Source organism: Bacillus siamensis KCTC 13613 (assembly GCF_000262045.1).
Classification (GTDB): domain Bacteria; phylum Bacillota; class Bacilli; order Bacillales; family Bacillaceae; genus Bacillus; species Bacillus siamensis.
This window is the reverse complement of record NZ_AJVF01000041.1, coordinates 402,996-427,994: the sequence shown is the minus strand read 5'-3', so window position 1 is coordinate 427,994 and position 24,999 is coordinate 402,996. Positions and strand designations below refer to the sequence as shown.

The 24,999-nt window shown below is 40.8% G+C and carries 27 protein-coding genes, 6 pseudogenes and 1 other annotated feature; of the genes and pseudogenes, 12 read left to right on the top strand and 21 right to left on the bottom strand.

The annotated features are described in order from the left end of the window. Positions 1-8 precede the first annotated feature (8 nt). Positions 9-479, bottom strand: coding sequence for a GNAT family N-acetyltransferase (locus tag Y79_RS0117725; RefSeq protein ID WP_016938882.1), 471 nt, complete (start codon positions 477-479; stop codon positions 9-11). Continuing rightward, positions 445-1,701, bottom strand: coding sequence for an MFS transporter (locus Y79_RS0117720; protein ID WP_016938881.1), 1,257 nt, complete (start codon positions 1,699-1,701; stop codon positions 445-447). The genes Y79_RS0117725 and Y79_RS0117720 overlap by 35 nt, the downstream gene beginning before the upstream one ends. A 47-nt stretch (positions 1,702-1,748) precedes the next feature. Then, positions 1,749-1,978, bottom strand: a binding site (T-box leader). A 179-nt stretch (positions 1,979-2,157) separates the two neighbouring features. Between Y79_RS0117720 and sigK the strand changes: the two genes are divergently transcribed. From sigK to gdh, 5 genes are all read left to right on the top strand, one after another. After that, positions 2,158-2,886 carry an RNA polymerase sporulation sigma factor SigK gene (gene sigK / locus Y79_RS0117715; protein WP_016938880.1) on the top strand — a complete coding sequence of 243 codons (729 nt, stop codon included), beginning with the start codon at positions 2,158-2,160 and terminating at the stop codon, positions 2,884-2,886. A 537-nt stretch (positions 2,887-3,423) separates the two neighbouring features. Continuing rightward, entirely contained in the window at positions 3,424-3,741 is a 318-nt protein-coding gene (locus Y79_RS0117710; RefSeq protein WP_016938879.1) for a winged helix-turn-helix transcriptional regulator, read from the top strand. 71 nt (positions 3,742-3,812) lie between these two features. Next, positions 3,813-4,448: an FMN-dependent NADH-azoreductase gene (locus tag Y79_RS0117705; protein WP_016938878.1), complete on the top strand. Its 636-nt coding sequence runs from the start codon at positions 3,813-3,815 to the stop codon at positions 4,446-4,448. A gap of 515 nt (positions 4,449-4,963) precedes the next feature. Beyond that, entirely contained in the window at positions 4,964-5,815 is an 852-nt protein-coding gene (locus Y79_RS0117700) for a RhaT/GlcU family sugar-proton symporter (protein ID WP_016938877.1), read from the top strand. Positions 5,816-5,882: 67 nt separating this feature from the next. Beyond that, positions 5,883-6,668: a glucose 1-dehydrogenase gene (gene gdh / locus Y79_RS0117695; RefSeq protein ID WP_016938876.1), complete on the top strand. Its 786-nt coding sequence runs from the start codon at positions 5,883-5,885 to the stop codon at positions 6,666-6,668. 372 nt (positions 6,669-7,040) lie between these two features. Here gdh and Y79_RS0117690 read toward each other — a convergent pair whose 3' ends face one another. Further along, entirely contained in the window at positions 7,041-7,892 is an 852-nt protein-coding gene (locus tag Y79_RS0117690) for an aldo/keto reductase (protein WP_016938875.1), read from the bottom strand. A gap of 170 nt (positions 7,893-8,062) precedes the next feature. Here Y79_RS0117690 and Y79_RS0117685 point away from each other — a divergent pair, with 170 nt between their 5' ends. Further along, entirely contained in the window at positions 8,063-8,512 is a 450-nt protein-coding gene (locus Y79_RS0117685) for a MerR family transcriptional regulator (RefSeq protein ID WP_016938874.1), read from the top strand. Between the two features lie 212 nt (positions 8,513-8,724). Here Y79_RS0117685 and Y79_RS1000000121415 read toward each other — a convergent pair. Then, positions 8,725-8,834, bottom strand: a pseudogene (locus tag Y79_RS1000000121415) (phage terminase small subunit); the annotation flags it as partial. Between the two features lie 189 nt (positions 8,835-9,023). Continuing rightward, positions 9,024-9,197, bottom strand: a complete 174-nt coding sequence (locus Y79_RS1000000121335) for a hypothetical protein (RefSeq protein ID WP_016938873.1) — start codon at positions 9,195-9,197, stop codon at positions 9,024-9,026. Positions 9,198-9,712: 515 nt separating this feature from the next. On the opposite strand from Y79_RS1000000121335, the gene Y79_RS0117665 reads away from it, so the two are divergent. Further along, positions 9,713-10,153 carry a hypothetical protein gene (locus tag Y79_RS0117665; RefSeq protein ID WP_016938871.1) on the top strand — a complete coding sequence of 147 codons (441 nt, stop codon included), beginning with the start codon at positions 9,713-9,715 and terminating at the stop codon, positions 10,151-10,153. A gap of 130 nt (positions 10,154-10,283) precedes the next feature. Here the strand turns inward: Y79_RS0117665 and Y79_RS1000000120435 are convergent. Beyond that, positions 10,284-10,727: pseudogene (locus Y79_RS1000000120435) on the bottom strand (sigma-70 family RNA polymerase sigma factor). Between the two features lie 259 nt (positions 10,728-10,986). Here Y79_RS1000000120435 and Y79_RS0117655 point away from each other — a divergent pair. After that, positions 10,987-11,253: a hypothetical protein gene (locus Y79_RS0117655; RefSeq protein WP_016938869.1), complete on the top strand. Its 267-nt coding sequence runs from the start codon at positions 10,987-10,989 to the stop codon at positions 11,251-11,253. 61 nt (positions 11,254-11,314) lie between these two features. On the opposite strand, the gene Y79_RS0117650 is transcribed toward Y79_RS0117655, so the two are convergent. The 4 genes and pseudogenes from Y79_RS0117650 to Y79_RS1000000120425 all read right to left on the bottom strand — a co-directional run. After that, positions 11,315-11,521, bottom strand: coding sequence for an XtrA/YqaO family protein (locus Y79_RS0117650; protein ID WP_016938868.1), 207 nt, complete (start codon positions 11,519-11,521; stop codon positions 11,315-11,317). 77 nt (positions 11,522-11,598) lie between these two features. Next, a pseudogene (locus Y79_RS1000000120430) lies at positions 11,599-11,942 on the bottom strand (RusA family crossover junction endodeoxyribonuclease). Between the two features lie 304 nt (positions 11,943-12,246). Then, a pseudogene (locus Y79_RS1000000122025) lies at positions 12,247-12,477 on the bottom strand (ATP-binding protein); the annotation flags it as partial. Next, positions 12,423-13,000: pseudogene (locus Y79_RS1000000120425) on the bottom strand (recombinase RecT); the annotation flags it as partial. The pseudogenes Y79_RS1000000120425 and Y79_RS1000000122025, both read right to left, overlap by 55 nt. Positions 13,001-13,102: 102 nt before the next feature. On the opposite strand from Y79_RS1000000120425, the gene Y79_RS0117635 reads away from it, so the two are divergent. After that, the gene (locus Y79_RS0117635) at positions 13,103-13,945 is read left to right on the top strand and encodes a sialate O-acetylesterase (RefSeq protein WP_016938865.1); all 843 of its coding nucleotides are present in this window, start codon (positions 13,103-13,105) and stop codon (positions 13,943-13,945) included. Then, a complete protein-coding gene (locus tag Y79_RS0117630) occupies positions 13,942-14,469 on the top strand; it encodes a PadR family transcriptional regulator (protein WP_029575366.1) in 528 nt (175 codons plus the stop codon). The genes Y79_RS0117635 and Y79_RS0117630 overlap by 4 nt, the downstream gene beginning before the upstream one ends. Before the next feature lie 439 nt (positions 14,470-14,908). Here the strand turns inward: Y79_RS0117630 and Y79_RS0117625 are convergent, their stop codons facing one another. The 9 genes and pseudogenes from Y79_RS0117625 to Y79_RS0117590 all read right to left on the bottom strand — a co-directional run bounded on the left by Y79_RS0117625 (position 14,909) and on the right by Y79_RS0117590 (position 21,024). Continuing rightward, on the bottom strand, positions 14,909-15,445 hold the full coding sequence (locus Y79_RS0117625) for an ATP-binding protein (RefSeq protein WP_016938863.1): 537 nt from the start codon (positions 15,443-15,445) through the stop codon (positions 14,909-14,911). A gap of 166 nt (positions 15,446-15,611) precedes the next feature. Next, a complete protein-coding gene (locus tag Y79_RS0117620; RefSeq protein WP_015240260.1) occupies positions 15,612-15,830 on the bottom strand; it encodes a hypothetical protein in 219 nt (72 codons plus the stop codon). A gap of 98 nt (positions 15,831-15,928) precedes the next feature. Then, positions 15,929-17,305 carry a Tet(L)/Tet(K)/Tet(45) family tetracycline efflux MFS transporter gene (tet, locus tag Y79_RS0117615; RefSeq protein ID WP_016938862.1) on the bottom strand — a complete coding sequence of 459 codons (1,377 nt, stop codon included), beginning with the start codon at positions 17,303-17,305 and terminating at the stop codon, positions 15,929-15,931. A 33-nt stretch (positions 17,306-17,338) separates the two neighbouring features. Then, the gene (locus tag Y79_RS1000000122020; protein ID WP_134816631.1) at positions 17,339-17,401 is read right to left on the bottom strand and encodes a tetracycline resistance efflux system leader peptide; all 63 of its coding nucleotides are present in this window, start codon (positions 17,399-17,401) and stop codon (positions 17,339-17,341) included. 101 nt (positions 17,402-17,502) lie between these two features. Beyond that, positions 17,503-18,010: pseudogene (locus Y79_RS1000000120420) on the bottom strand (GNAT family N-acetyltransferase). Positions 18,011-18,166: 156 nt separating this feature from the next. Beyond that, positions 18,167-18,667: a DinB family protein gene (locus tag Y79_RS0117605; protein WP_016938861.1), complete on the bottom strand. Its 501-nt coding sequence runs from the start codon at positions 18,665-18,667 to the stop codon at positions 18,167-18,169. Between the two features lie 176 nt (positions 18,668-18,843). Continuing rightward, entirely contained in the window at positions 18,844-19,107 is a 264-nt protein-coding gene (locus tag Y79_RS0117600) for a DUF2651 family protein (RefSeq protein WP_016938860.1), read from the bottom strand. Positions 19,108-19,354: 247 nt separating this feature from the next. Further along, positions 19,355-20,179, bottom strand: coding sequence for a Cof-type HAD-IIB family hydrolase (locus Y79_RS0117595; RefSeq protein WP_016938859.1), 825 nt, complete (start codon positions 20,177-20,179; stop codon positions 19,355-19,357). A gap of 32 nt (positions 20,180-20,211) precedes the next feature. Next, positions 20,212-21,024, bottom strand: coding sequence for a Cof-type HAD-IIB family hydrolase (locus Y79_RS0117590; protein ID WP_016938858.1), 813 nt, complete (start codon positions 21,022-21,024; stop codon positions 20,212-20,214). 220 nt (positions 21,025-21,244) lie between these two features. Here Y79_RS0117590 and Y79_RS0117585 point away from each other — a divergent pair, with 220 nt between their 5' ends. After that, positions 21,245-21,970 carry a MurR/RpiR family transcriptional regulator gene (locus Y79_RS0117585; protein ID WP_016938857.1) on the top strand — a complete coding sequence of 242 codons (726 nt, stop codon included), beginning with the start codon at positions 21,245-21,247 and terminating at the stop codon, positions 21,968-21,970. A 136-nt stretch (positions 21,971-22,106) separates the two neighbouring features. On the opposite strand, the gene Y79_RS0117580 is transcribed toward Y79_RS0117585, so the two are convergent. Next, on the bottom strand, positions 22,107-23,024 hold the full coding sequence (locus Y79_RS0117580; protein ID WP_016938856.1) for an MBL fold metallo-hydrolase: 918 nt from the start codon (positions 23,022-23,024) through the stop codon (positions 22,107-22,109). Positions 23,025-23,069: 45 nt separating this feature from the next. Continuing rightward, the gene (ybaK, locus tag Y79_RS0117575) at positions 23,070-23,552 is read right to left on the bottom strand and encodes a Cys-tRNA(Pro) deacylase (protein WP_016938855.1); all 483 of its coding nucleotides are present in this window, start codon (positions 23,550-23,552) and stop codon (positions 23,070-23,072) included. A gap of 215 nt (positions 23,553-23,767) precedes the next feature. On the opposite strand from ybaK, the gene Y79_RS0117565 reads away from it, so the two are divergent. Then, positions 23,768-24,976 carry an MFS transporter gene (locus Y79_RS0117565; RefSeq protein WP_016938853.1) on the top strand — a complete coding sequence of 403 codons (1,209 nt, stop codon included), beginning with the start codon at positions 23,768-23,770 and terminating at the stop codon, positions 24,974-24,976. The last annotated feature ends 23 nt before the right edge of the window (positions 24,977-24,999 follow it).

Here is a 24,999-nt window from a genome sequence, read left to right as displayed (position 1 = left end):
CCGCCCCCTTATACCGGCGGTACGGCTCCTCTCATTCTGAGAACCTTTCCGTTTAATTCTGAACCGAGCACTTTCAGGTTTTGCTTTTTGTAGAATGACAGGGCCGCTTTATTGTCCGGAGAAACTCTAAGATGATATTCCGAAACACCGTTCGTTCTGAAAAACTGATTCGCGTATTGATGGAGCTTCGTCCCGTACCCCATTCCCCTCTGCCGCTCAGTAATATAGTAAAGGTGCACATAACCGATTTTTTGATCGCGATAAGGTTTAATGGAGGCTTCAAGCTGTCCGATCGGCTGCCCGTTATGAAAAAGCAGCACAAAACCGCCGGGAAAGCTCTTGATTTGAGATGACAGCCATCTGAGATACTCATCCTTATTAAAATGATCCGCCGTGCCAAAGCTGACGAGAAACGAATCTTTGCGAAATGAAACGGCCGTCTCTTTATGTTTGTTTAAATTGATTCGCTTGAAATCCATCAAGTGTCCTCCTTTTTGCGGCAGCAAGTAAGAATGAGCATAAAACGGCTGCTAACATCAGCATAACGGCTGCGCCTGTGATGACGATATGGCGGACGGAAGAACTGACTGCCGCCGCTCCGAAAACCGCCGTTATCAATATAATGAAGACGGCTTCAACTAATGAATAAAAGCTGCCCACCCTCCCCATAATGTCCACCGGAACATTTTTTTGATAAAACGTCTGAAATCCCGTATTGGCAAATGCCAAGAAAAAAGCCAGAATGAAAAACCCGCAAGCAGCCGTCCAAAAAACGTGAGAAAACGCATAAATCATATATCCCGCCGCTGTGAAAAAAGAGCCCATTCCCATCAATAAAGAAGCCGGCATTTTTTTATTAAAGAACACATTGGCAAGCGCCCCCGCTATAACCCCTGCCCCTGACACACTGACGAGAAAACCGTAATCAGCATCAGTCAGCTGAAGAACCTCTTTTGAAAAAGCGACTTCAAGCGAATCAAGTGCAGACAACATCACGGTCATGACCAGACTGAATAAAAAATAAATGATCATGACGTTTCGCGCCGTTCGGCTGAAGCGATATACGAGCTTCCAATCTTCTTTGCACACTGCCAAAGAAAGCTTCTGTCTGGGAGAATGTACGTGAGGCTCATTTTCAAGATTCGGCAGCATCATCGTGATTAAACCGGACAGCATTAAAGCAGCCGCATTCACCCAAATCGCAAAAATCGGCGTGCCGACGATAAAAAGCAGCCCGGTCGCAGCCGGCCCGAGGAGAAAAGCCCCTGATTCCGGCAAAGCCCTTAGTGAATTGAATCGTTTTCTCCTTTCAGCCGGGATAAGCATCGTCACATACGCCATGGAACACGGACGAAACATCGCATTAGCCATATGAATCAAAAACACGATACAATAAACGGAATATAGAGACCATGCAGTAAACATCAGCGGCAGAACGGCAATGAATCCAGCCCGGATGAAATCAAGCGACATCATCATACTCCGTTTGTTACACCTGTCGATGATGCTGCCCGCCCACCCATTTGTCATCAAAACAGCCGCAGGCCTGATTAAATAAAGAATGGAAACTGCAAAAGCAGACCCTGTTTCTTTTAAGACAATAAGATTAAGAGACAAAAAATAAATCCATTCACCAATATTCGCCACCCCGATTCCGGTTAACAAAAGCACCGGGTGCCGCCAAGACTTCCAGTTTTTCATCTTATCCCTCCCTCAGAAAATAAAAAACGCCCTCAAGACAATGAAGTCTTGAGGACGGGAAACAGCCCGCTATGCCACCTCAATTCGGTTTGGCGCCGGCCTTGCCGGTACAAAGCTTACTCGGTAACAGGAGTATCCGCCGCATCATCCTCGTTTTGCATGATTCCGATGCGAAGCTAAGAGGTTTGTTTCAACACATCCATTCATACTCCTTCCCAGCTCCCGGAGCTCTCTGTCATGAATGATATCTGTCTACTCTTCTCTTCAGCGCTTTTCACGTTATATTCTTTTCGAACTTACTTTTTTTAACAATATACAGGCTCAATCAGAAAAAATCAAGAGGCTGTAAGAAATAAAACTTGCCTTTGATTAATTTCCCTGTACAGACACAAACAGCCTGACTGCCACATACAGTTACATATAGGCTTTTGCCTACATAACTTTGTGGAGGTGAGGATGGTGACAGGTGTTTTTGCAGCGCTCGGGTTTATTGTGAAAGAACTCGTGTTTTTAGTATCATACGTGAAAAATAATGCCTTTCCACAACCGCTCTCAAATAGTGAGGAGAAAAAATACTTAGACCTTATGGCCGAAGGAGATGAACACGCCCGCAATATGCTGATCGAACATAATCTCCGTTTAGTCGCCCATATTGTAAAAAAATTCGAAAACACGGGGGAAGACGCAGAAGATCTGATCTCCATCGGTACAATCGGTCTGATTAAAGGCATCGAAAGCTATTCAGCCGGAAAAGGCACGAAGCTTGCGACATATGCCGCACGATGTATTGAGAATGAGATTTTAATGCATCTGCGCGCCTTGAAAAAAACGAAAAAAGACGTTTCCCTTCATGATCCGATCGGCCAGGATAAAGAAGGGAATGAAATAAGCCTGATCGATGTGCTCAAGTCGGAAAGCGAAGATGTGATTGACACTATTCAGCTCAACATGGAGCTTGAAAAGGTCAAAAAATATATCGACATTTTAGACGACCGCGAAAAAGAAGTGATCGTCGGCCGCTTCGGCCTTGATTTAAAAAAAGAAAAGACGCAGCGCGAGATCGCGAAAGAGCTCGGCATTTCAAGGAGCTATGTATCTCGGATTGAAAAACGCGCGCTCATGAAGATGTTTCATGAGTTTTACCGGGCGGAGAAAGAGAAGCGGAAGAAGTCGAAGGGAAAGTAAGCGAAAAGCCGGATCTGACATCCCGGCTTTTTCTGTTTTATCTTTTTCAACACAAGCAGCAGAATATATGAAAAATCGTTCCTTACATATACTCTATCAACCTGGATCAAAAAGCTGAGTCCCCCCCTGTGTATTCCCCTCCACATGCAGCTTGATATCTCATCAATTATATGTTCATTCAGGTATAACGAACGCGGCATGATCAATACAACATAAGTTGTATTTCATTTCCCTCTTAGAGTTAATTTATTTAACCATTATAAATACTCATATATACTTAAGTTATTGAATTATTTCCCTTTAATATCCGCACATTGTTATCAATAAAATATATTTCATTTCACAATCATGATTTGATTATTTTAGAAATTCTGCTCATTCACCTGATACTAAAAGGAACTAAAGTGACAAAAAGTAACTAAAAAAAGAGATATCAACCTTTTTAATTCAAAGTACCCAAATACATTTCTATTATTTTTGTTACAATAAATGCATAAGTTATTTTTCATCCATATTTATTGAAGGAGGACATATAATATGGGCGAGTCGAAAGATTTACAACCTAAAGTAGAAAAAAGTTTCGAGATAATTGGGAAAAAGTGGACAGGATTAATTATTTATGTGCTAATGAGCGGTCCTAAGCGCTTTAGTGAGCTAAGCGAGAGCATGCCTTCCTTAAGCAGAAGGATATTAACGGAACGGATTAAAGAATTAGAAGAACAGGGAATTGTTGTCCGAAATGTAATCCCCGATCGTCCGATACGTTCTGAGTACTCTTTAACTCAAAAAGGAACAGAATTAGGAAAAATATTAGGACCGATTAGTCAATGGGCGGAAAGCTGGGTCAAGGATTGACAGTTCTTTTAGTATCTATGCCAATAAACACAGCGCTGTTTTTCATTATCTAATAAGGAAGGAAGATCTCCATGTCTAATGTTCTCTATATCACAGCACATCCTCTGCCTGAAGATGAATCACTCAGCATGACCGTAGGAAAAGAATTCATTGAAAGTTACAAACAAACACATCCTGAAGATGATGTTGTCCATTTAGATTTATATAAAGCTGATATTCCTTATCTAGACGCAGATGTATTTAATGGTTGGAAAAAACTTCGCTCTCAAGCTTCACTTCAAGATTTATCAGTAGATGAACGGTTAAAAGTCGCCCGTTTAGCTGAATTAGGCGGACAATTTTTGTTAGCTGATAAATATATTTTTGTAACACCTATGTGGAATTTTTCCGTTCCGGCCATCATGAAGACCTATATTGATGCAATCGCAGTGTCAGGTAAAACCTTCAAATATACTAAAGAAGGTTCAAAAGGATTACTAAAAGGAAAAAAAGCTCTCCATATACAATCGCGGGGAGACATCTACTCACATGGTCCTGAAATGGAAAGAGAGATGGGAAACCGATACTTAGAAGCGGTTATGGATTTCTTTGGTATAAAATCGTTTGAAAGTATTATTATTGAAGGGCAAATGAAGTTTCCGGAACAAACTTCTCTAATTAAAGATAAAGCAATGCAGCAAGCCAAAGAGATGGCTAAACAATTTTAATCCAACACATCATAAGGCCTTGAACCTTATCAAGGCCCTTCAATTTTGTTTTATACATCTTCCTATACTGATTCCTCTTTTTCTTTAAACATAAATAGCTGCCGCACACCCCAACCTGCATGATTTATACGACTGTGCCCTCAATAAACACTTTCCCAGCAGATATTAATGTTTCTGCCACTTGAGTTTCACCTTTCTTTTTATGTTAGTTAACAAACCACTCATACCTATGCGATAAACTAACCTAAGTAACCAATAGTAACTTAGGTTAGTTTTTTTCGTTGCGACTGATTTTTTCTTTTGAAATCAGATTTCTTATAAATGAACCATTTTTATTATTCCAGACCCGAAACATCAAGAAAGGTCTAATTGAAGAACTAATCAGAAAAAAAGAAATGCAAGATGAAATCATTGACTATTTTAGTTACCTAGGTTACTATTAGTAACGTAAAGTGACGAAACAAAACTAGCCACTTTCAATACATCAAGGGTTTGGGAAAGAAGGTTTGCATCAAATGGATATTTTCTTAGCCATTCTTCCTGCAATATTTTGGGGAAGTATCGTCCTCTTCAATGTCAAGTTAGGCGGAGGACCTTATAGTCAAACACTTGGAACAACGATTGGAGCACTGATCTTTTCAGCTGTTATCTATCTCGTTATCCATCCTGTGTTGACGCCTTTTATCTTTATTGTAGGAATCGTTTCTGGGTTGTTTTGGGCTGTTGGACAAAGTAATCAGTTAAAAACCATTGAATATATTGGTGTTTCTAAAACGATGCCGATTTCAACAGGTATGCAGCTCGTATCAACAGCTTTGTTTGGGGTGATTGTTTTTCATGAGTGGTCAACAGTCACTACAGTTCTATTGGGAATACTAGCTCTCATTTTTATCGTGATTGGGATTGTATTAACCTCTCTTGAAAGCAAAAAAAGTAAAGAGCAATCTGGGCAATTTAAAAAGGGCATTATCACACTCATCATATCTACGATTGGATATTTAGTATATGTGGTCGTTGCACGTTTGTTTAACGTTGATGGCTGGGTGGCTTTATTCCCTCAAGCTATCGGTATGTTTATCGGCGGACTCATCCTCACTTATAAACATAAGCCTTTTAATAAATACACAATTCGCAACATTATTCCCGGTCTTATATGGGCTGCGGGTAATATGTTCTTATTTATTTCCCAACCTAAGGTAGGGGTAGCGACAAGTTTTTCACTATCACAAATGGGAATCGTCGTTTCAACGCTTGGAGGTATCTTCTTACTAGGCGAAAAGAAAACAAACCGTCAGCTTATTTCGATTTCAATTGGCATTGTGCTCATTATTTTGGGCGGAGTGCTGCTGGGAATAGCAAAAAGTTAAAATACATTAACCTAAACAGTAAGAATATCTATTAAAAAATAATCGTTAGAACCAGGAGGAACTTATCATGTATAAAGATTTAAAAGATAAAGTAGTCGTAATCACAGGCGGAGCTACAGGCCTTGGACGTGCAATGGCTGTTCGCTTCGGTCAAGAACAAGCAAAAGTGGTCATTAACTATCGTAATAATGAAAATGAAGCATTAGAAGCTAAAAAAGAAGTGGAAGAAGCAGGCGGACAAGCTATTATTGTACCTGGTGATGTAACAGTAGAAGGAGATGTCATCAACCTTGTACAAACAGCTGTAAAAGAATTCGGCACATTGAATGTAATGATTAACAATGCTGGTGTTGAAAACCCTGTACCGTCTCATGAACTTTCTTTAGACAATTGGAACAAGGTAATCGACACAAACTTAACAGGAGCATTCCTTGGCAGCCGTGAAGCGATCAAATACTTTGTAGAAAATGATATTAAAGGAAATGTCATTAACATGTCCAGTGTACATGAAATGATTCCTTGGCCGCTATTTGTTCACTATGCAGCTAGTAAAGGCGGTATGAAGCTAATGACAGAAACATTGGCACTCGAATATGCACCAAAAGGAATTCGCGTGAACAATATTGGACCAGGAGCAATGAACACACCAATCAATGCTGAAAAATTTGCAGATCCGGTACAACGTGCAGATGTTGAAAGCATGATTCCGATGGGTTACATCGGTAAACCAGAAGAAGTAGCCTCTGTAGCAGCATTCTTAGCATCTTCTGAAGCAAGTTATGTAACGGGTATTACACTCTTTGCAGATGGCGGTATGACGAAATATCCTTCTTTCCAAGCTGGAAGAGGTTAATAAGAATAAGGCTTTAGAGAAATAAAAAATAGAAGTCTGCGGACACTGAACTTATAGCACTGGTGCTGTTGGTTTGGTGTCCTTTTTTATATACTTTCAAAGCAGCTGATTATATTGAACAAATAGGTTCATTTTATCCACTTGTGTGTTTTTTTATATTTGGCCAGAAAAAGGGCACTGTTTTCAGTCCGTCCAAGTAAAAAAGGAAGGGTCCTTCCCTTCCTTTAGCCCTAACTTGATCTCCTTCAATTTTAAAACCAACATTTAAAGCTGGATCGCGCTTTATTGACAGAATTTTCGCAACACACTTAGTACAATTCTGCTATTATGATAGCAAATAAATAGATGATCAATTTACGGTTCAATCAAAAGCTACAGATCGAATTTCATGGCGCCTATCGATCTTACAATTTTCGGATCTTGATGCGATCCGAAAAGACTTTCTCCTTTATCAAGGGCGGAAATTTTTTCGATATCCTCTAAGCTCAACTCAAAATCGAAAATGTCAAAGTTTTCGACAATCCGTTCTTTGCGCACCGATTTTGGAATCGTAACGACTTCACGCTGAACAAGCCAACGCAGCACGACCTGGGCGACGGATTTATTGTGTTTTTCCGCAATGGAAGTCAACACTTCGTTGCTGAACATGTTATTGCGTCCTTCAGCGAACGGTGCCCACGACTCGTGTTGTACTCCCTGCTCTTTCATAAAAGCAGCACTTTCTTTTTGCTGATAGAATGGATGTGTTTCGACTTGATTGACGGCTGGCACGATTTCATTATGCATGATGAGATCCATAAGACGGTCGGGATAGAAGTTGCTGACTCCGATTGCCCTGATTTTTCCTTCGCGGTACAGGTCCTCCATCGCACGCCAAGCGCCGTAGTAATCGCCGTATGGTTGGTGAATAAGGTATAAATCAAGATAATCCAGCTGCAGCTTACTCAATGATTTGGAAAATGCTATTTTGGCGCTTTCATAGCCGGCATCCTGAATCCAGAGCTTGGTCGTAATGAATAGCTCCTCACGCGGTACGCCGCTCCGCTTAATTGCACGTCCAACTGCTTCCTCGTTTAGGTAACCGGAAGCGGTGTCAATCAGGCGGTAACCGGCCATCAGTGCTTCATATACTGCGTTTTCACATTCTTGAGCATCGGGGACTTGGTACACACCGAAGCCGATAATTGGCATTTTCACTCCATTGTTTAATGTTACGGTTTGCATTGTAATTCCTCCTATTGTTCAAATGTAGAACGACAAACGGCACGCATCCCGAAAATCGGGCACTGCAGAATGAATTCCGTTGCGGCTGGTTTGCGTTATAATAAGCTTATTATCTTCGTGTAACACGAAGGCAAGCACTTTTTAAAAAATTTTTTAAAGGAGGATTACACATGCATACAGTCAAAGAAGCAGCGATGATAACCGGACTCACCGAGCATGCGGTGCGCTTTTACACGGATAAAGGCCTGGTGCCGAGCGTACGACGCAATAAAAACAATATTCGTTTGTTCGACGAAGAATCAATTAACTGGCTGTTTGGCGTCAAATGCCTCAGGCAATCCGGGATGCCGATTGAAGACATTAAAACGTACGTGAATCTCTGTCTTGAAGGAGATTCGACCATTCCACAACGGTACACACTCATGATGGAACATAAAGAAGATGCGCTCGCCCAGCTCGAAGAAGCCAAACAGCACATTGCCCATTTGGAACAAAAAACCGCCCTATATCAGGCCATTATGGAGCACCGCTCTTTTGATACAACCAATCCCGCCAACTGGGAAAAAATACAGCATATGCATAGTGACGTATTTTACTCGCCGGATGCTCGGAAAGTGTGAGAGATCTTGGTGAGCACATCAATGGCTCTTAAACTCCTAAATTGGAATCCATATTGAGTATGCTAAGTTTGATGACATATTATGAGAGGTTAAAATTGTTTATACGGCCATAGGGCTGCAAATCCTTAAATTTTTTCTTACGGTTACTTTCTATTGATAGAAGTCGCATCTGTATGCGACTTCTTGTTAGATGTTGTTTTCAAGTGTGTCAGTTGTTTCCACGATTTAATGATGTTACTGACACTCCGTACTTCTCGGCAAGGTCCTTGTATTTCATACCTTTAAGGTAGTCTTTATGCGCTTGAATGTACTTTTCTGCCATCTGCATCCATCGCCGCCTCCTTTGAATTGAGTTGTTTTGGAAAAGATATTCTCTCTAAAAACTGACACCAAGTTATTAATCCAGCAAAAAATTTTCTATCCTATGATTTGAAACAGTCTATTGAAAACATGAAAAAACGCCTTCCCGATTAGAAAGACGTAATCAACAAAATGTTTAATAGGATAGTGTTTATCTTTTGTCAGCCGGATGATTAGAATTTTTAAACGTTCCACTTTTCGCTATCTTATCCAACTTCTCTAGTTGTTCAAGTACCTCTCCTAATCCTTCTAATTGTTCACTAATTTTATTCACATCATACTCACCGATAATAATGTTATCTAATTGTTGATCTAATGTTTGCAATATTATATTTTTCTATCTCTTGTTGGTACTGTTGTTCTAACAGACCCTTCTCATGATTTAATCTTAATTCCTGTTCTCTAAGGACAGCTAATTATTTTCTGCTCTTTATATAATCTTCTTTACTGATACCTAAAAGCTCCGCAGAATGCACATCTGCTGACTGTTCTAAATGAAGCATTTGATATTTAACGAATTCGTCTTCAGTAAACACCTTTTTATCGATGAGAATATCAATTAGTGTTCTATTGTGCATTGACGGTTTACCGATCCGCCTGCTAGTTGTTCAAGCATATGTTGCTGGTTGACATTAATTGTTTTAGTCATGTTTTTCCCCTTACCTTAATATCGGGTAAGAGATTATGACAAAGAACATTTTGCAAAATTTGTCGAACAATAAATCCACCTATACCTCATTAATTTGTGACCGAATTTCGAATTTACAATTTTTACAAAGGATGTTTTTACCTTCCGGAGAATCCTGCTAATGTATCAAAATTTAAAGGAGGATGTTTATTATGATTAAAAAGCTTGGACTCTTAGCATTAACAACAGGTATGTTATTTTCTGGAGGTGTTGGAGTATCGGCCGCAGAAACTTCTCAAACTCTAAAAGTTGAATCATTCAATCAAATTAAACCGCTCTCAGAAAGCATGGCCTATACCACTATAGAATATGATTCAGATATTGACTCCTACATCTTCAGAGTTGAAGGCTTACAGTCTCCATTTAACAAAACCTACTATCAACGAGTTGCTTGGACTGATAATAGCCAAGAACCAAACAGCCGCAATATTGTTACTTATGACATCGCCCCAAAATATAATGACGATTACTGTGCAGAGTCCATAGAAGATGCTTCAGATATGGAAGCCATTTTGTCCCCTAGAGAAAAAGTCTACGGTTGGGCAAAAGCTCAAAACGGGAACTGGTACCCTGCAGGATTTGCCAGATTCTAATAACCTTTTTCTATATACCTTAATCAAATCCCACAAAAAAGCGGCCTCGCTCTTAGCAGTGCCGCTTTATCTCAAATTATTTGAATGGAGGGCAATCCAAGGAACCTGCCGCGCCGACCTTCCTCCCATTTTACACTACAGATTTTTTCGGATTCAACAAACACTCAAAGTGGCAATCTTGGCATAATTGACTGATTAACTCGTCTTTCATTTTGCGTACAGTTTCCCGCCAAGGTGAAGACCAATAGCACGGTAACTCATCCCTCCATCATGCAATCATAAAACTTTATGCTGCTCTCCTTTGATCTTTTCTGCCCCCAACTCAACTGCATATACTCGTTCTTGATAATACTTAAGACGTTTGAAAAAACGTTCCTCTCTCATATCCATTTGCCGCAATTCAGCCTGACTCTTCCCAGAACTTCCTTTTGGCATAGCTGCTTCTAATCCATATTGAGCAACACCCCAATTCTTCATAGGAATTGTTGAACCATAAAGTACCTTTTGCAAGATAAACCTCTTTCACCATCCAGTGATAGTTATTGATTAGATTTTCAATGTCTTTTCGATTCACGGTTGTGTCTTCCTTTTCCAAATAAAAAACGGACACCAAACAAACAGTGTAATACTGTAAGTTTAGTGTCCGCAGGCTTTCCGTCTTGGACAATATTTCCTCCACAGGACCCAGACTGCACCCTCATTTCCGGCAGCAGGCATTCGGTAGGATTCTATATTTAAACTAAGTTCACAAAATATTAACAAAAAATCCCTTGGTTATTTTTTCATATTATGTGATAATGCAGTTGTACTAAAAAAAAAAGGGAGTGCTTAAAATGAGATTGAAAAAAGTTTTAACTGGTTCTGCTTTATCACTTGCTTTACTTGTTTCTGCAGCTCCTGCCTTTGCCGCAAGCCCTACTGATACTCATTCTGGAGAAGTTACAACGAAGGAAGTTTCTGCTTTAGATACACTGGTTATTTATGGAACAGCTTCTGATCCAGATCCAGCACAAACAATTATTCATAAAGGTATAACATATTATTTAGACAGTGTTACTTTTTATCCTGATGGAACTTATATCGCCTACTATTCAAGTTAACTATGAGGAGGCTCACAGCCTCCTCTACCCCTAGTCTAGTTACTCCAATCCATTCGATTGTTTATCTAACTTTGTAACCTATCTCATGATCACCCCGCGCAAAGCTACCCTTTACAGTTTGAATCACTGTTTTACCATGCTCCAGATCATCTAAAACATGGGCAGTTCCTTGATTCCCATCTAAAACAATTATCTTAACCTTCCCTGGGTCAATTTTCTGCTGAATATTGAAGTCTTTTTTGATGCTTATTTCTCTCGGGTTGTACACTAAAAGCGCCCCCTGTGTTATGAAGGACCAGTCCATATCATGAACACCGAGGCTAAGCGCTTCGGTGTTTTTTATTTTTAGGCAGAAACCTCTTTTATCTTGATCTCCACTCTCGGCTCTGCGCTATAAAACTTGCTTACTTTCAGATCCCCAACCTGACTATCATCTTTGTAAATAAGATGATTCAGGGATCTTTTACACCCTTTACATAGTTATCAATATCAAGCTTAGTTGTCGGCTGCAGAAGTCCCTTTTCAGCTTGTTCTTTCTTCTTTTTTGAGTTTGAAATTGATTTCGGCATAGGTCTATACACTCTGACATCCATAAAGACAGGACCAGTAATAATTGTTTCTGGACGATGCTGAGACGCAACCAATGCCACATACTGTTTGAAATACTTTGATTTCGTTGGATCACGCATATGCACCTTCCCATTTCGTATTGATCCACTGGCAGCCCCTGTGCGATTGGCTCACCATAAACAATGAACTTAATGCAATTCAACTGTTCTTTACCTCCCGTCAAGCTGTTCCCATAGCTGAATTTCTTTTTCTATTCTCGGTGCGGAGACTAAAATTGTCAGCAGAGACACGACTGCTTTAAGCACTCAGCAACCGCTCTATTTATTTTTTCCTCAAGTAAACGGATTAGTTAGAGTAATTCTGTAAGACTTAGAGGTCCAAATATATAAAGTCCATCAGCTGCTTTTACATTCGTTTTTCCCTTCATTCCCAAGCACCTAACCTATGATTTAATTGCATTCGATCGCCTTTAATAATCACTATGTAATCACGATACATCTGGTAAATTCGTGAACCAAGAGCCTCGTCAATGTCCAAAATCTCATCGAGTATTAACTCCGAAGAAATCAGCAAAAGCTTGTGATTCAAATATCGATAATTTAAGACTGACTGGATTTGATCAACCTGCCAATCGTTTGCCCTTGGATCACTGTTTCTACAGGCTTGCCATCAAAAGGATCGGCTTCTTGCACGCTTGGTTTTCTGTATTTTCTTTGTTTGAAGGCTCGGAATCGATAATTTCTGAACTGTCTGTTTCATTAATAACTGCTTTTTAGAAAGAATCCCCCACTTGCTCAAAACTGCTTTTCATACAGTCTTAAGAGCCATCGCATCCCAGTCATTTTTGCATCCAACATCAGACTTACTGAATTTCTTTTTGTGCTTTTCTGCTTGTGACTTTGTCCAGTACACTGTTTTTCGGAAGCCATTTATCAACTCAAAATAAGCTGCATAACCAATTACCGCATCTGATTCTCGTTTTTCAAAATCAATCTCTATCTCCTCGGTCAGCGGATTCCACTTCTGCAATTCGCCTTCATGAATCGGTATGCAATTGATGGACGTTGCAAAGCAAGCTGTATGTACCCTTTGTATCCAAGCTGGAATTGATCCTTTCCAGGCATAACCCTAAGTTTTTATGTATAGGCAGGTTGAGTGTAGCTGCCACAGGAGCGCTTATCATACATACTAATAAAACCTTGTTAAAACTTTACAAGACAAACTGAATTGACTATAGTCTAATTAGACCAAATATTGATGTAAAGAAGTGAAAAATAAGATGATAAAGTCTTTTTTGATGTTGGGGCAGTCGAATATGGCGGGCCGTGGATTTTTGAATGAAGTAGATCCTATCTATAATGAAAAAATAAAAATGCTGCGCAATGGACAGTGGCAGATGATGACAGAGCCGATCAATTACGACCGTCCGGTTTCCGGCGTTGGCCTGGCGGCATCTTTTGCAGATGCATGGTCGAAAGCTCATCCCGATGAAGAAATTGGCTTGATCCCTTGTGCGGAAGGTGGCAGTTCATTGAATGACTGGCATCCGGAAGGCATCCTTTTTCAGCATGCTTTGTCCGAAGCCCGCTTCGCCCTCCGGTCCAGTCAAATTTGCGGAATCCTTTGGCACCAAGGTGAGAGTGACAGTTATCGTTCGCTGCATGAAACTTATTACGAGAAATTAACCCTTATCATCGAGACGCTAAGAAACGAGTTGAAACTTGATGAGGTACCGTTGATGATTGGAGGGCTTGGTGACTTTCTTGGGAAGACCGGTTTTGGACAGCATGCGACCGAATTTCGACAGGTTAATGAACAATTGCTGCGTTTCGCTAATGAACAACCGAATTGTTATTTTGTTACGGCAACAGGTTTGACTGCGAATCCTGATGGCATTCATTTAGACGCAGCTTCACAACGCAAATTCGGTTACCGCTATTTCGAGGCTTTTTCGAAAAAGTGCCATATCCTGAAACCTATTTCGGGAGAGGAGCAATCACTGAGAGTGAAGGGTGGCTATTCTAAAACAGAACAGATTTACCTTCATAGTATGGATTTGGCTTCGGGCAAAATCACGTACGCGGAATTTGAGGCGCGGATGGCGAAGGTGATGAAACCATAATTCCCTTACTTATCCTTGGCCTGCTCATCCAAAATCCCGGCGCACATGGCTATGAACTTCTGGCCTTAATGGAAAAACGTCATTACAAATACATTGTTAACTTCACAAAAGGTTCATTTTATTACAATCTGCAGCAACTTGAAGAAAAGTGTTTTATCGAACAGATTCATCAGAAACCCTCAGCCAGCGGGCGTGAAATCCGTAACTTTAACGTCACAGAATCGGGAAGGGCAGAATTCGAGAAATTAATGATCAAATACGGCACCAAATCGGAATATGTGAACCTGCAATTTTATGGGGCGTTACTCTTTGCCGATGAATTCGACAAAAATAAATTACTGGATCTGATCCAATCACAAATCGATCAGACTAAAACTCGAATCGAGCTCCTTGATGAATACCTGTCTGTCACTCAAGAAATTCCGGGCACAATCAATTACTTTCGCCGTATGAACGAAAATTCCCGTTCACATCACTTGGTTAATTTAGAATGGTTCGAAAAATTGAAAGCAGAAATAGAATGAACGATTGCATAATAAAAAAATGCAATGTTAAATATATAAGAAGATGAGTTACCTACATATAAAACCTGTGTCGCAGATATCTCGTAACATCATTGACACAGGTTTTATACTCCTTCTTTAATTAAACCAGTAATAGGGTTGTCAACACTTGCCCCCCCCAACAAGAGCAAGTGAATCTGTTGCGTGTTCTTCTTTTTTCAATCCTTCGTATTAATAACCTCGTTTTACACCATTTAGTATTCTGATTTTTCTCCTTCTTCCGCTAAACTGCTGCTTTAGTCGAATAAGCAAAAGTGATCTCCCTTAAGGAAGAATCACTTCCTCTAATTGAACAAGCAGTGAAGGTGAACATCGTTCTCAACATAAACTAAAATTTTTTATATACCTCTGCGAAAGCTACTTTCAATTGAATTTCTCTTATGCAGTTATCTCCGTTAGTTTAATTAGAATTCAAATAATCCAAGACACGGTCAACTCTTTCATTGACTGAGTAATCTCCTTCAATTCTTAACACTGGACAAGATAAATCTGCCATCCAATGTTCGTGTAAAGCTTTACTTCTAACTTCCATTCCAGCATTATCATATAGCGATGCCCACTCTAAAAATGTTTTTGATTCTTCATATTTACTGCCGCCGGCTAACACTTCGTTTCCATAACGCTGAAATTCCCTATGCCTTAATCTCTTAAGCCGGATATCTTGCGGAATCCATAAGAAGATGACAAGGTCAAAATCACTTTTTAGATCATCGCCCCAGCGGCACACTGCGCCGGAAAGAATCCATTTCTCATTTATTGTTAAGTCTTTATCAAGCAGCTTTCTTCTTTCAGGAATTTCTCTTTTTTTAGTGAATTTATCTGTCCAATAGTAATCATCAGTATCAAGATGCGTATGAGGCAAATGCTTTGATAATGCAGCACCCAATGTTGAAGTTCCGACTCCAGAGGCTCCTAGTATGTGAATATTTTTTTTCATTGATCCATCTCCTTATTAAGCAACAATACTCCCTGTCCGCTGCATAAGGTTCTTACTATTATATTTTAACATAAATCCCCAAAAACCTTTGCTTTTCTAGGGGAATCCAGATGCATGTTAAAACCATACTGCTTACGAACTTCATGGTCATTTTCAAACAGAATGATTAACTTTCTCTCCGGCCTATTTTAATATCCTCATACACTTTTTCAAAAGTCTCGATTGGCAGTGAAAACTTAGTTGTTTTCTCGTTACGGTAATTGATCACGATCTCAATTTGATTATTTTTTTGTTCAAACTCAATAAGTGCATTCTCCCATTTATCTCTGATTGAAATGATACAATTTCCATTTTTCTTTTCCTTTTTCTTATAAATGTAATTCACCTTAACTCTCCTTTCATTGATCGACAAAAGGTTTCGGAATAAGGAAGCTCCTCAAAAAAAGGATCAAAACTTTTATCAAGTTTGATCCTTTTCCCTTTTTAGTCATTTCTCCGCGAACGTTTATAGACATTCAGGGTTACCAGCCAGCTCATAACGATGATTCCTGCAAATAGGATCAGCATATTACTGTACAAATAAGCAGAATGATCAGCGTTAACAGGCAGCAGCCTTTGATCCAGCAAGCGGATCGATAATAAACCGCCTGCAATCGCAATGCCCGTTCCCTCTGATAGAAAGCTCGTAAAATTAAGCAGACTCATTCCGGCCCCGGCTTCCTTTTGTTTTAAACTGCCAGACACAATTGTAGATATAACCGTTTTTGTGAAGGAGAGTCCCCCAAAAACAAAAACGATTATAACGGTCATGAGCCAAGGTGTCGCATCTATAAAAAAGGCAGCGATTAAAAAGCTGGAAGACATCAATACAATCCCGATGGTGAGCACATATAAAGAACCTTTCCGATCAACAAGCAATCCTCCAATGTAACCGAAGATGATGACGCTCATCGTCCCGGGGAACATAATCCCGATTCCAATTACCGCAGTACTTAAATGGTGAACATCTTTCATCATATAAGGAACCATAGACACAAATCCTGCAGCAGTGCCGAATATCAGGCCTCCGCAAAGGACGCCCATCATAAACAAGACATTTTTCCCCATTGCAGGGTCAACAAAGGGATCTTGAGTTTTCCTAATATGTTTCACAAATATCAGGAAAGCTAGAATACTGATGATCAGAAAAGACATTCTATATGACGTTGTAAACAGCAGAAAAAATACGATGCCTGCAGACATTAATATAATCCCCGCCATATCAAAGCGCCCGCTGATTCTTTCTTCCTTTTCAAGCAGTTTTATCAGGAATGGAACAGTGATAACTGTTGCTGTTGGAATAAGCAGCAAATATGACCAGTGAATATAATGAGCGATCATTCCGCCAATAGCTGGTCCGACACCTTCCCCCATTGCCACCAGCGACCCGATCAGACCAAATGCTTTACCCCTGTTTTCTTTCGGAATATAGCGTACGACTGCAACCATTACAAGTGCCGGGAATGCGGCAGCACCAGCCCCTTGAATAAATCGGGCCAGAATGAGTAAAGGAAAGAAAGAGTGTCCGACAAATCCAATGATTGATCCGAAGCCATTGACCATAATCCCAAACAGGAGCAGCTTTTTGATGCCCAGTTGATCCGATAACTTCCCATACAGAGCAGTTCCGATGGAAAAGGTGAGCATAAAGGCCGTGTTCACCCAGTTTGCACTCGCTGGCAGTTTATGAAAGTCGTTGGCGATATCAGGTAACGAGACGTTCAAAACCATTTCATTTAATACGCTGAAAAATGACAGAACACAAAGCCAAATGAACACTTGGTTGTGCCGTAAAGTTGATTGTGAATAAGGGGTATTCACAATTTCCCCTCCATTAATGAGGGCAGACGCAGTTTATAGGGCCATTGATACGCTTCCCTCTTTTAATTGTACCCTGTTCATTTTTTTGCACTTCATACTTAACTCCCCCTGCATAGATTGATATATCTTATTATATACAGATTAAGGTATACGACAATAAGGCTCGATGCAAAAAAAGAAAAATCCTCAATCCGATATTATAAATACATTGCGACACTCCCGCTATATGCTGTTGAAAAATTGGAATAACGCATTGTATCGGCCGCTCCTATGACAAAGTTATTTTTAGCATAAAAATGACAAGCTGAAATGTTAATATCTTGTGTTTCAAGCATGAGACCGCATAAATGATTCTCCTTTGCCCACTCAATCGCTTTATGTAATAAAGCCGTCCCGACACCATTTTTTCTATTTGCAACGTCAATGTCTTCAATCAGTGCGTATCCATTCCAAGTAGAACGAAGCTTACTCCGGCCGACACAGTGGTTCTCTGCGTAATAAAAAAAGACAACTTTATCCTCTTCTTCAATATAACTGACATCAATTTCTTCATCGTCATATTTTTTGACATAAGGTTCAGCAAATATCTCCTCTGTATATGTCCACACATTTTTCAAATGAAGGGATGATTCTCCCTGAAACAACGATAGGTTCGTTTGGTTTATTGAAGTCTTTCATATTGAATCGAGTCATTTTAGTTATCATTAATCACCTTTCTGCATTTATTCACCTTGCTTTACGTCTTTTTAACTGTGATTCGTGGCATTTCATGGATCCCGGTTTAATAATTCTAAGACTAAAACAAAAAAATACCAACATCGATTGGTATTATCTCTTCATTCGAGCTCTTACAACAACATCTTATTCCGGAGCTTCCAACCCAAACTTTTTCCATTCCTCTTTTGCCGGGCCATAAATACCCGGAACAGGTAAACCCGCCTGTCTCATAAGAACGGTCATTTGTCCACGATGATGACTTTGATGTTGAATTAAAAACAGTAAAAGTGAACCATTGGGCAGCTGCTGTCCCATAAAGTTGATACGTTCTTCAAGTGTATCGTCAGTCCATTGCGTTTTTAACGCCTGCACGAACGCATTGCTTGCTTGATGATAGCCGTCAGCTATCAACTGGGCCGAAGAGGGAACAGGATAATCTTCAGCTGGGGCGCGAAACGTTAAATCTGTGTTTAATGTGATGATGCGAATAGCAGCAACAGTATGCCAAGCAATACGGCCTAAAGTCCAGTTCTGTGAGGTGATTTCTTGTTTTAGTGATTTATCAGTCAGAGTATTTAATAGTTTCTGTGTCGCATCGGCTTCGAACTCCCAAGATTTCAAAAAATGGTCTAAGGTTTGAAACATAAAAATCCTCCTTTTTTCCATGCGCCCGAGTTCAATAATAGTGCTCCCTTAAGTTAAAACAGACATGTCTAATGACATTTTTAACAGAAAGCCCGATCTGACAATAACATACAAAATAAGAATCCGACAGATAATCGATAAAAAGAAGTATAGCTGTGCAAACAGGATTCTTCTATCTAATTGTTTCGCTTTGCAAAAGTCCATATCGTCTTAGTGATTGAACCGGAGATAAAACAGCTCCCCGTCATCATAGCCACCCAAATGAAAAATGTCGGCTCGGCACCTATTACAATAAACATAAATATCAAGGACAAAATAAAAACAATACCAACCATCATCCATACTTTTTTGAAGATGAAATATCCTAAAATCCCCAACAGAAAAGAAGCCGCCGGAAGAAAGATGAGAATGATATACGCAGGACTCAACAGCGGACTCATACAAACACCTCCTCATGATTTCAAAAGGGAAAATTCCCTGCTTTTATTCAGCGCTTTGTCTAATATCAAGTGATGTGAAGTGATTTTCCCTATCTCATTATTACGTTCCATTTATTACATATTACACCGATACACTCAATCATTTATAGATATATATTCATTATTGCAGAAAAAAAGCAGCCTTCGGATGGTCTGCTTTTTTTCGTCCCCTAGTAAGTCCTTGCGCACCGACTTCAGCACACGCGATTTACCCATGTGATGTCTTCATGTTCTGTTTCTGCAGCGCTAATATTCTCATAATCGTATGCATGACGCCGCTTTCCTCATTTGATTTAATGACAAAATGCGCCGCATCTTTTATTTCGTCAATGGCGTTTTTGACCGCAAAGCTGTAGGATGCCGCTTCCATCAATTCTTTGTCATTGCGTCCGTCTCCGAAGGCCATTGTTTCATCGGGCGAAACCCCTAACAATCGCTGCAGTTCCTGTACGGTTGTTCCTTTGTGTATTCCGATATTTGAAATGTCCATCCAGGTGTCTTCTGATGCTACGATATATAATTGATGAAAAAATTCATGCAGCTTTTCTCTCGTTTCCTGGCAGTTGGCGTCGGGGTCATGAACCGTAATCTTGATAAAGTCGTCTTTTATCTCAGTGAAATCAGCTATTTTTGTTACATGAGCATAAGAGGCATTCACGAATTTCATTTCACTTTCAGACAGGTTCTCTTTCACCATCGCGCCTTTTTTTGTGCAGGCAATAATGCTGTGCCCGCAGCTGATTTTTTCCAAAACCTTTATAATTGATAGTCCCGCTTCATTGCTGATCAAAGATTCATATATGAATTTGCCGTTCTTTTTCATACGTGTGGCACTGTCTCCTAAAATCCAAAAATCTTTCGCATCTTCTCCGAATAAAGCCTCCACCCTTTCACACTGCTTTCCGGTACAGAGGGCGAAAGCGACATGCTGTTCCGCCATTACTCGTTTAGTCTCTTCAAATAATGTTCGGTCAAAATCGCCTTGATTATTTAAAAATGTGCCGTCTAAATCCGTAATCACTAACTTAATCATCGTTCAGCACCTCCGCAGTTAAAACGTCTTTTTCAGACAAACGGTTTTTCATCTTTGAGAATGGCATCAATCGCGTTTAAGACCCCTTCTTCATTGTTGGATTGCGTGATATGCACGGCAGCCTGTTTAATGCTTTCATGCGCATTGTCCATGGCGACTCCGTATTTCACGGCGGACACCATCTCCAAATCATTCCCGCTGTCTCCGAAGGCCGCGCATTCTTCATCATTTATCCCCCATTGTTTCTGGAGAAGCTTCATCCCGCTTGCTTTATGAAGCCCCGGCATGATCAGATCTATGTCACCGTGCCCGCTTGATACAGGCGTCATGAAAGATCCGATGTCGTTTTTCAAATGGCTCAGTAGTGCGGAACAATGTTCGGCGGGAAAACTGATGGAAAATTTTAAAATGTCATCATCAATGTTTTCAAAATGCGGCACCCTTTTTAACACATGATAATACTTACCGGCATGCAGATATTCATCTTCTCCGGCATTTTCATGAATATACGCGCTATTTTTTCCGCAGACAATGACGTTTTTCACATCATACCGCTCTAAAGCATCGAATACCGCTTGTATTGTATCTTCAGACATTTTACCCGCGAATAATTCTTCTCCGGCATTCACGACGAAGGCGCCATTTTCAGCAACGAAAGCGATTTCACTTTCGATTTCCGGAAAGAAAGATTTCAGCTGGGCATATTGGTTGCCGCTTGCTACGGCAAATTTAATTCCCCGCGCTTTTAATTCACGATACTGATTCATAAAACGCTCTTTGTTATATGTCATTTCATCATTCAGAAACGTCCCGTCCATATCAACGGCTATCAGCTTAACACCCATATTGTCCTCCTTTTTTCAGACCCTTGAAGAATTGATTCGAATAGCGTATGAACGAATTATATCCGCACTTTATTCATCCCGTAAATCATTGGGTGACGTCTTGTTCTGAATGACATAATAAGTGATTTGTCACGTACATATCACGCTATGTTTCTTTTAAAATGATATGTTACGATTAGATGTACATTCACCATTCTCATGAAAAGGAGAATCCCCCTGCATGTTCACACACGAAATGATTGCTTCATTTAACGAGCTTGAAACTTCTTTATACAACTATATTTCTCAAAACAGCGAGAAAGTCGTCTATATGCGGATCCGTGAGCTGGCAGATGAAACCCACGTATCTACGGCTTCTATTTTACGTTTCTGCAAAAAAATAAACTGTGAAGGGTTTTCGGAATTTAAGGTCAAGCTGAAAATGCATGCGGAGGCAAATAAAAAAACAAATGTAAAGAGCCCCCATCATTCCGTTGCCGAATTTTTTGAGAGGACAATGAGCAGGGGGATGGAAGAAAAGCTGAAGAAAGCCGCAGCCCTTGCGGCCGATGCAGAAAGCGTCATTTTTATCGGAGTGGGAAGTTCGGGAATTCTTGCCGAATACGGGGCCAGATATTTTTCATGCTTAGGGAAACTCTCCATGTACATTAAAGATCCTTACTTTCCGGTCCATTCCCATTTCCGCCAAAACAGCATAACAATCGCTCTGTCGGTTTCAGGTGAAGGCCACTCTACGGTCACTCATCTGAATCAGCTGGAACAAGAAGGCAGCCGGGTCATCAGTATTACAAACCATAAACACTCGACCATCGCCAAAATGTCCGATGTAAACCTTTCATATTACGTGACGGAAGAATGGGTTGAAAATGCGAATATCACCACCCAAATCCCCGCCATGTACATACTTGAATCCATGGCACGGGAAGTATACAAGCTGAGAGAATAAACACTCATGCAAAATACCCCCAGCAAGAGAACTGGGGGGCAGGAAAATCGATATGTTAAACAGCTTAAGCTGAACCAGAAACTATAAACAGCCGAACAGCGGTTTTTCGTCTCGGAAATGACTTCTTCTCTATTCGTTACAGCCAAAATGTCTCTCCGAGCGCTAATGCTTTCAGTTTTTCCGGAGGTAATGCAAGTCGGTCCCATTCGCTGTGCAGTCTGCTTAATGCTTCCGGGCCTGTATCATCAGCAAGCCGGAATGCCCCGTAATGCATGGGAATGAAGCTGTCAGCCTTCAGCTCCAAAAACGCTTTCACGGCATCTTCCGGATTGATATGTGACACTTTCATAAACCATTCCGGTTCGTACGCGCCTATCGGCATCAGAGCCGCCTTAATATGAAACCTTTCTCCGATTTCTTTGAAGCCTTCAAAATAGCCTGTATCTCCTGCAAAATAGATGGATTCACCGTTTTCGCTTTCTATGACCCAGCCTCCCCAGTGGGAGGTATCGGTATCCCAAAGCGTTCTCCGTGTCCAGTGCTGGGCAGGCACAAATGATATGTTCACTCCCCGCATCTCAAAACGATCCCACCAATTCATTTCAAACACCTTTTTGCAGCCTTTTTTGATGAACAGCTTTTTCAGTCCCGCAGGCACGTAAAAATCCGGATTTCCTCTCAGTTTTTTTATACTCGGAAAATCAAGATGGTCATAATGCCCGTGTGAAATGAGCACGGCATCAATCTCAGGCAGTTCGCTCAATTCGTATCCGGGATCTGTCAGCCGTTTTTGAAAGCCCATCCGCCGCGCCCATACAGGGTCGGTGATCATGTTAAGCCCTTGTATTTGGATCAGAAATGAAGAATGGCCGATCCATGTAATGGCCGTTTTTGTCCGATTGACGGCAACATCATGAACATCCCTGCCGGCCGCTTTCGGAATGTTCTCACTTAAGTCTTTACTTTTCTCTCTTCGTTCCTTCATCCATTTCCACATGTCCCTGAATCCATGTTCATTCTTCACGCCATTCAAGTTTTCGTATCTTTTTCTCATATCATTCTCCCTTGAAACGTGTATTTCGTTCGATTCATTGGACATTTATACAATGTCTGTAAAGGATGCCCGGCTTGCTGCGGCTAAATCTTGAGGCGCTAGTTTCACCTGCAATCCGATTTTCCCCGCACTGACAATCATAAACTCCAGTGTTTCGGCGGATTTATCAATAAAAGTCGGAAACCATTTTTTCATGCCGATCGGAGAACAGCCTCCGCGCATATAGCCGGTGATTCTCAAAAGGTCCTTCATGGCAATCATTTCTACTTTCTTCTCACCTGCTGCCTTTGCAGCCTTTTTCAGATTCAGTTCCTTTGCAACGGGAACAACAAAAACGTAATAACGCTCTGTTCCTGCCGATGTTACTAGCGTTTTATAGACATTTTCGGCGGGATATCCGATTTTCTCCGAAACGGAAAGGCCGTCTGCAGGCTGTCCCCCATCTGTTTTGTAACTTAATAGCTCATAGGAAATGTTTTGCTGTTCAATGATACGGACGGCATTTGTTTTAACTGTTTTTTTTGCCATGACGCTCCTCCGTTACCTGTATTTCTTTCTGTTTTATATGATCTATTTTAGCCGCTGCAATGAAGCTGTCAATTTGATGATGAAAGTTCATTTTCGGCTTCTCTCCTTCCTTCATAACCTACACGCATTAATTCCATAGTTATTATAAATTAGACACATTGAAATGAAAAGCGTACGATACACATATAAGCAACAGTGAGAAAAGAGGGACATTCATGACGTTTATTCAGCCTCATACAAAGGCGTACAGAAAGGCCAGCTTGGCTCTGTTTATCAGCGGATTTGTGACATTTGCCACGCTTTACACGACACAGCCGCTTTTGCCTTTGTTTTCGGAAGAGTTTCATATTTCCGCTGCGGCCGCCAGCTTAACTTTATCCATCTCAACAGCCGTTTTGGCATTTTCATTATTGGCAGCCGCTTCGTTATCTGACGGATTCGGAAGAAAAAAATTGATGGTGCTGTCGCTAACCGCCACTTCTGTTTTAGGTCTATTAACAGCGTTCAGTCCGGCTTTTCCGGCGCTTTTGGCGATGAGAGGTCTGCTCGGTATTTTTTTGGCAGGCGTTCCGGCTGTCGCTATGACATATGTAGGCGAGGAGTTTGATCCGAAGGGCCTCGGGAAAATGATGGGCCTGTATATCAGCGGCACAAGCATCGGGGGAATGAGCGGGAGGCTGTTAACTGGGCTTCTGACCGATTTATTCGGCTGGCGGCCGGCGCTTGCCATCATCGGTATTCTTTCTATAATATTAAGCTATTTGTTTTGGCGTTTTCTTCCGGCTCCGCGCCACTCATCTCAGCGGCATGCTGGCGTAAAAGCGGCATTTAAAGAATATGGAGCGGTCATACACCGCAAGCGGCTGCTTTTATTAATTTCTCTGGGGTTTATATTAATGGGGAGTTTTGTCACTTTATATAACTATATCGGTTTTCATCTAATGGCTGCTCCTTATCATTTGTCGCAGACTGTGATCGGCTTTATTTTCATCGTCTATCTCGCGGGAACGTTCAGCTCTGTCTATATGGGGAAAAAAGCGGACCTTTTCGGAAGCTCAAAAATGATTAAGATTGCGATTTTGATTATGCTGGCCGGTGCAGCGGTGACACTTTTGCCCCAGCTTGCCCTTAAAATTGCAGGCATTGCCTTGTTTACCTTCGGCTTCTTCGGCGCACATTCAATCGCAAGCGCCTGGGTCGGCCGGGCAGCCGGTGATCATCGCGCGCAAGCTTCTTCATTATATCTGCTTGCATATTATATCGGTTCAAGTGCGGCTGGGTCTTGCGGCGGTTTCTTTTGGACGCATTTTCATTGGATCGGCATCATTTCTTTTATTTCGGCTTTGCTGGTATTGTCTTATCCGATTTTATTTATGGCGGAATTCAAAAAAAGAAAACATAGCCGCCTGCATATAAATCAATAAAAACATTAAAGGTTTGTGTCTTT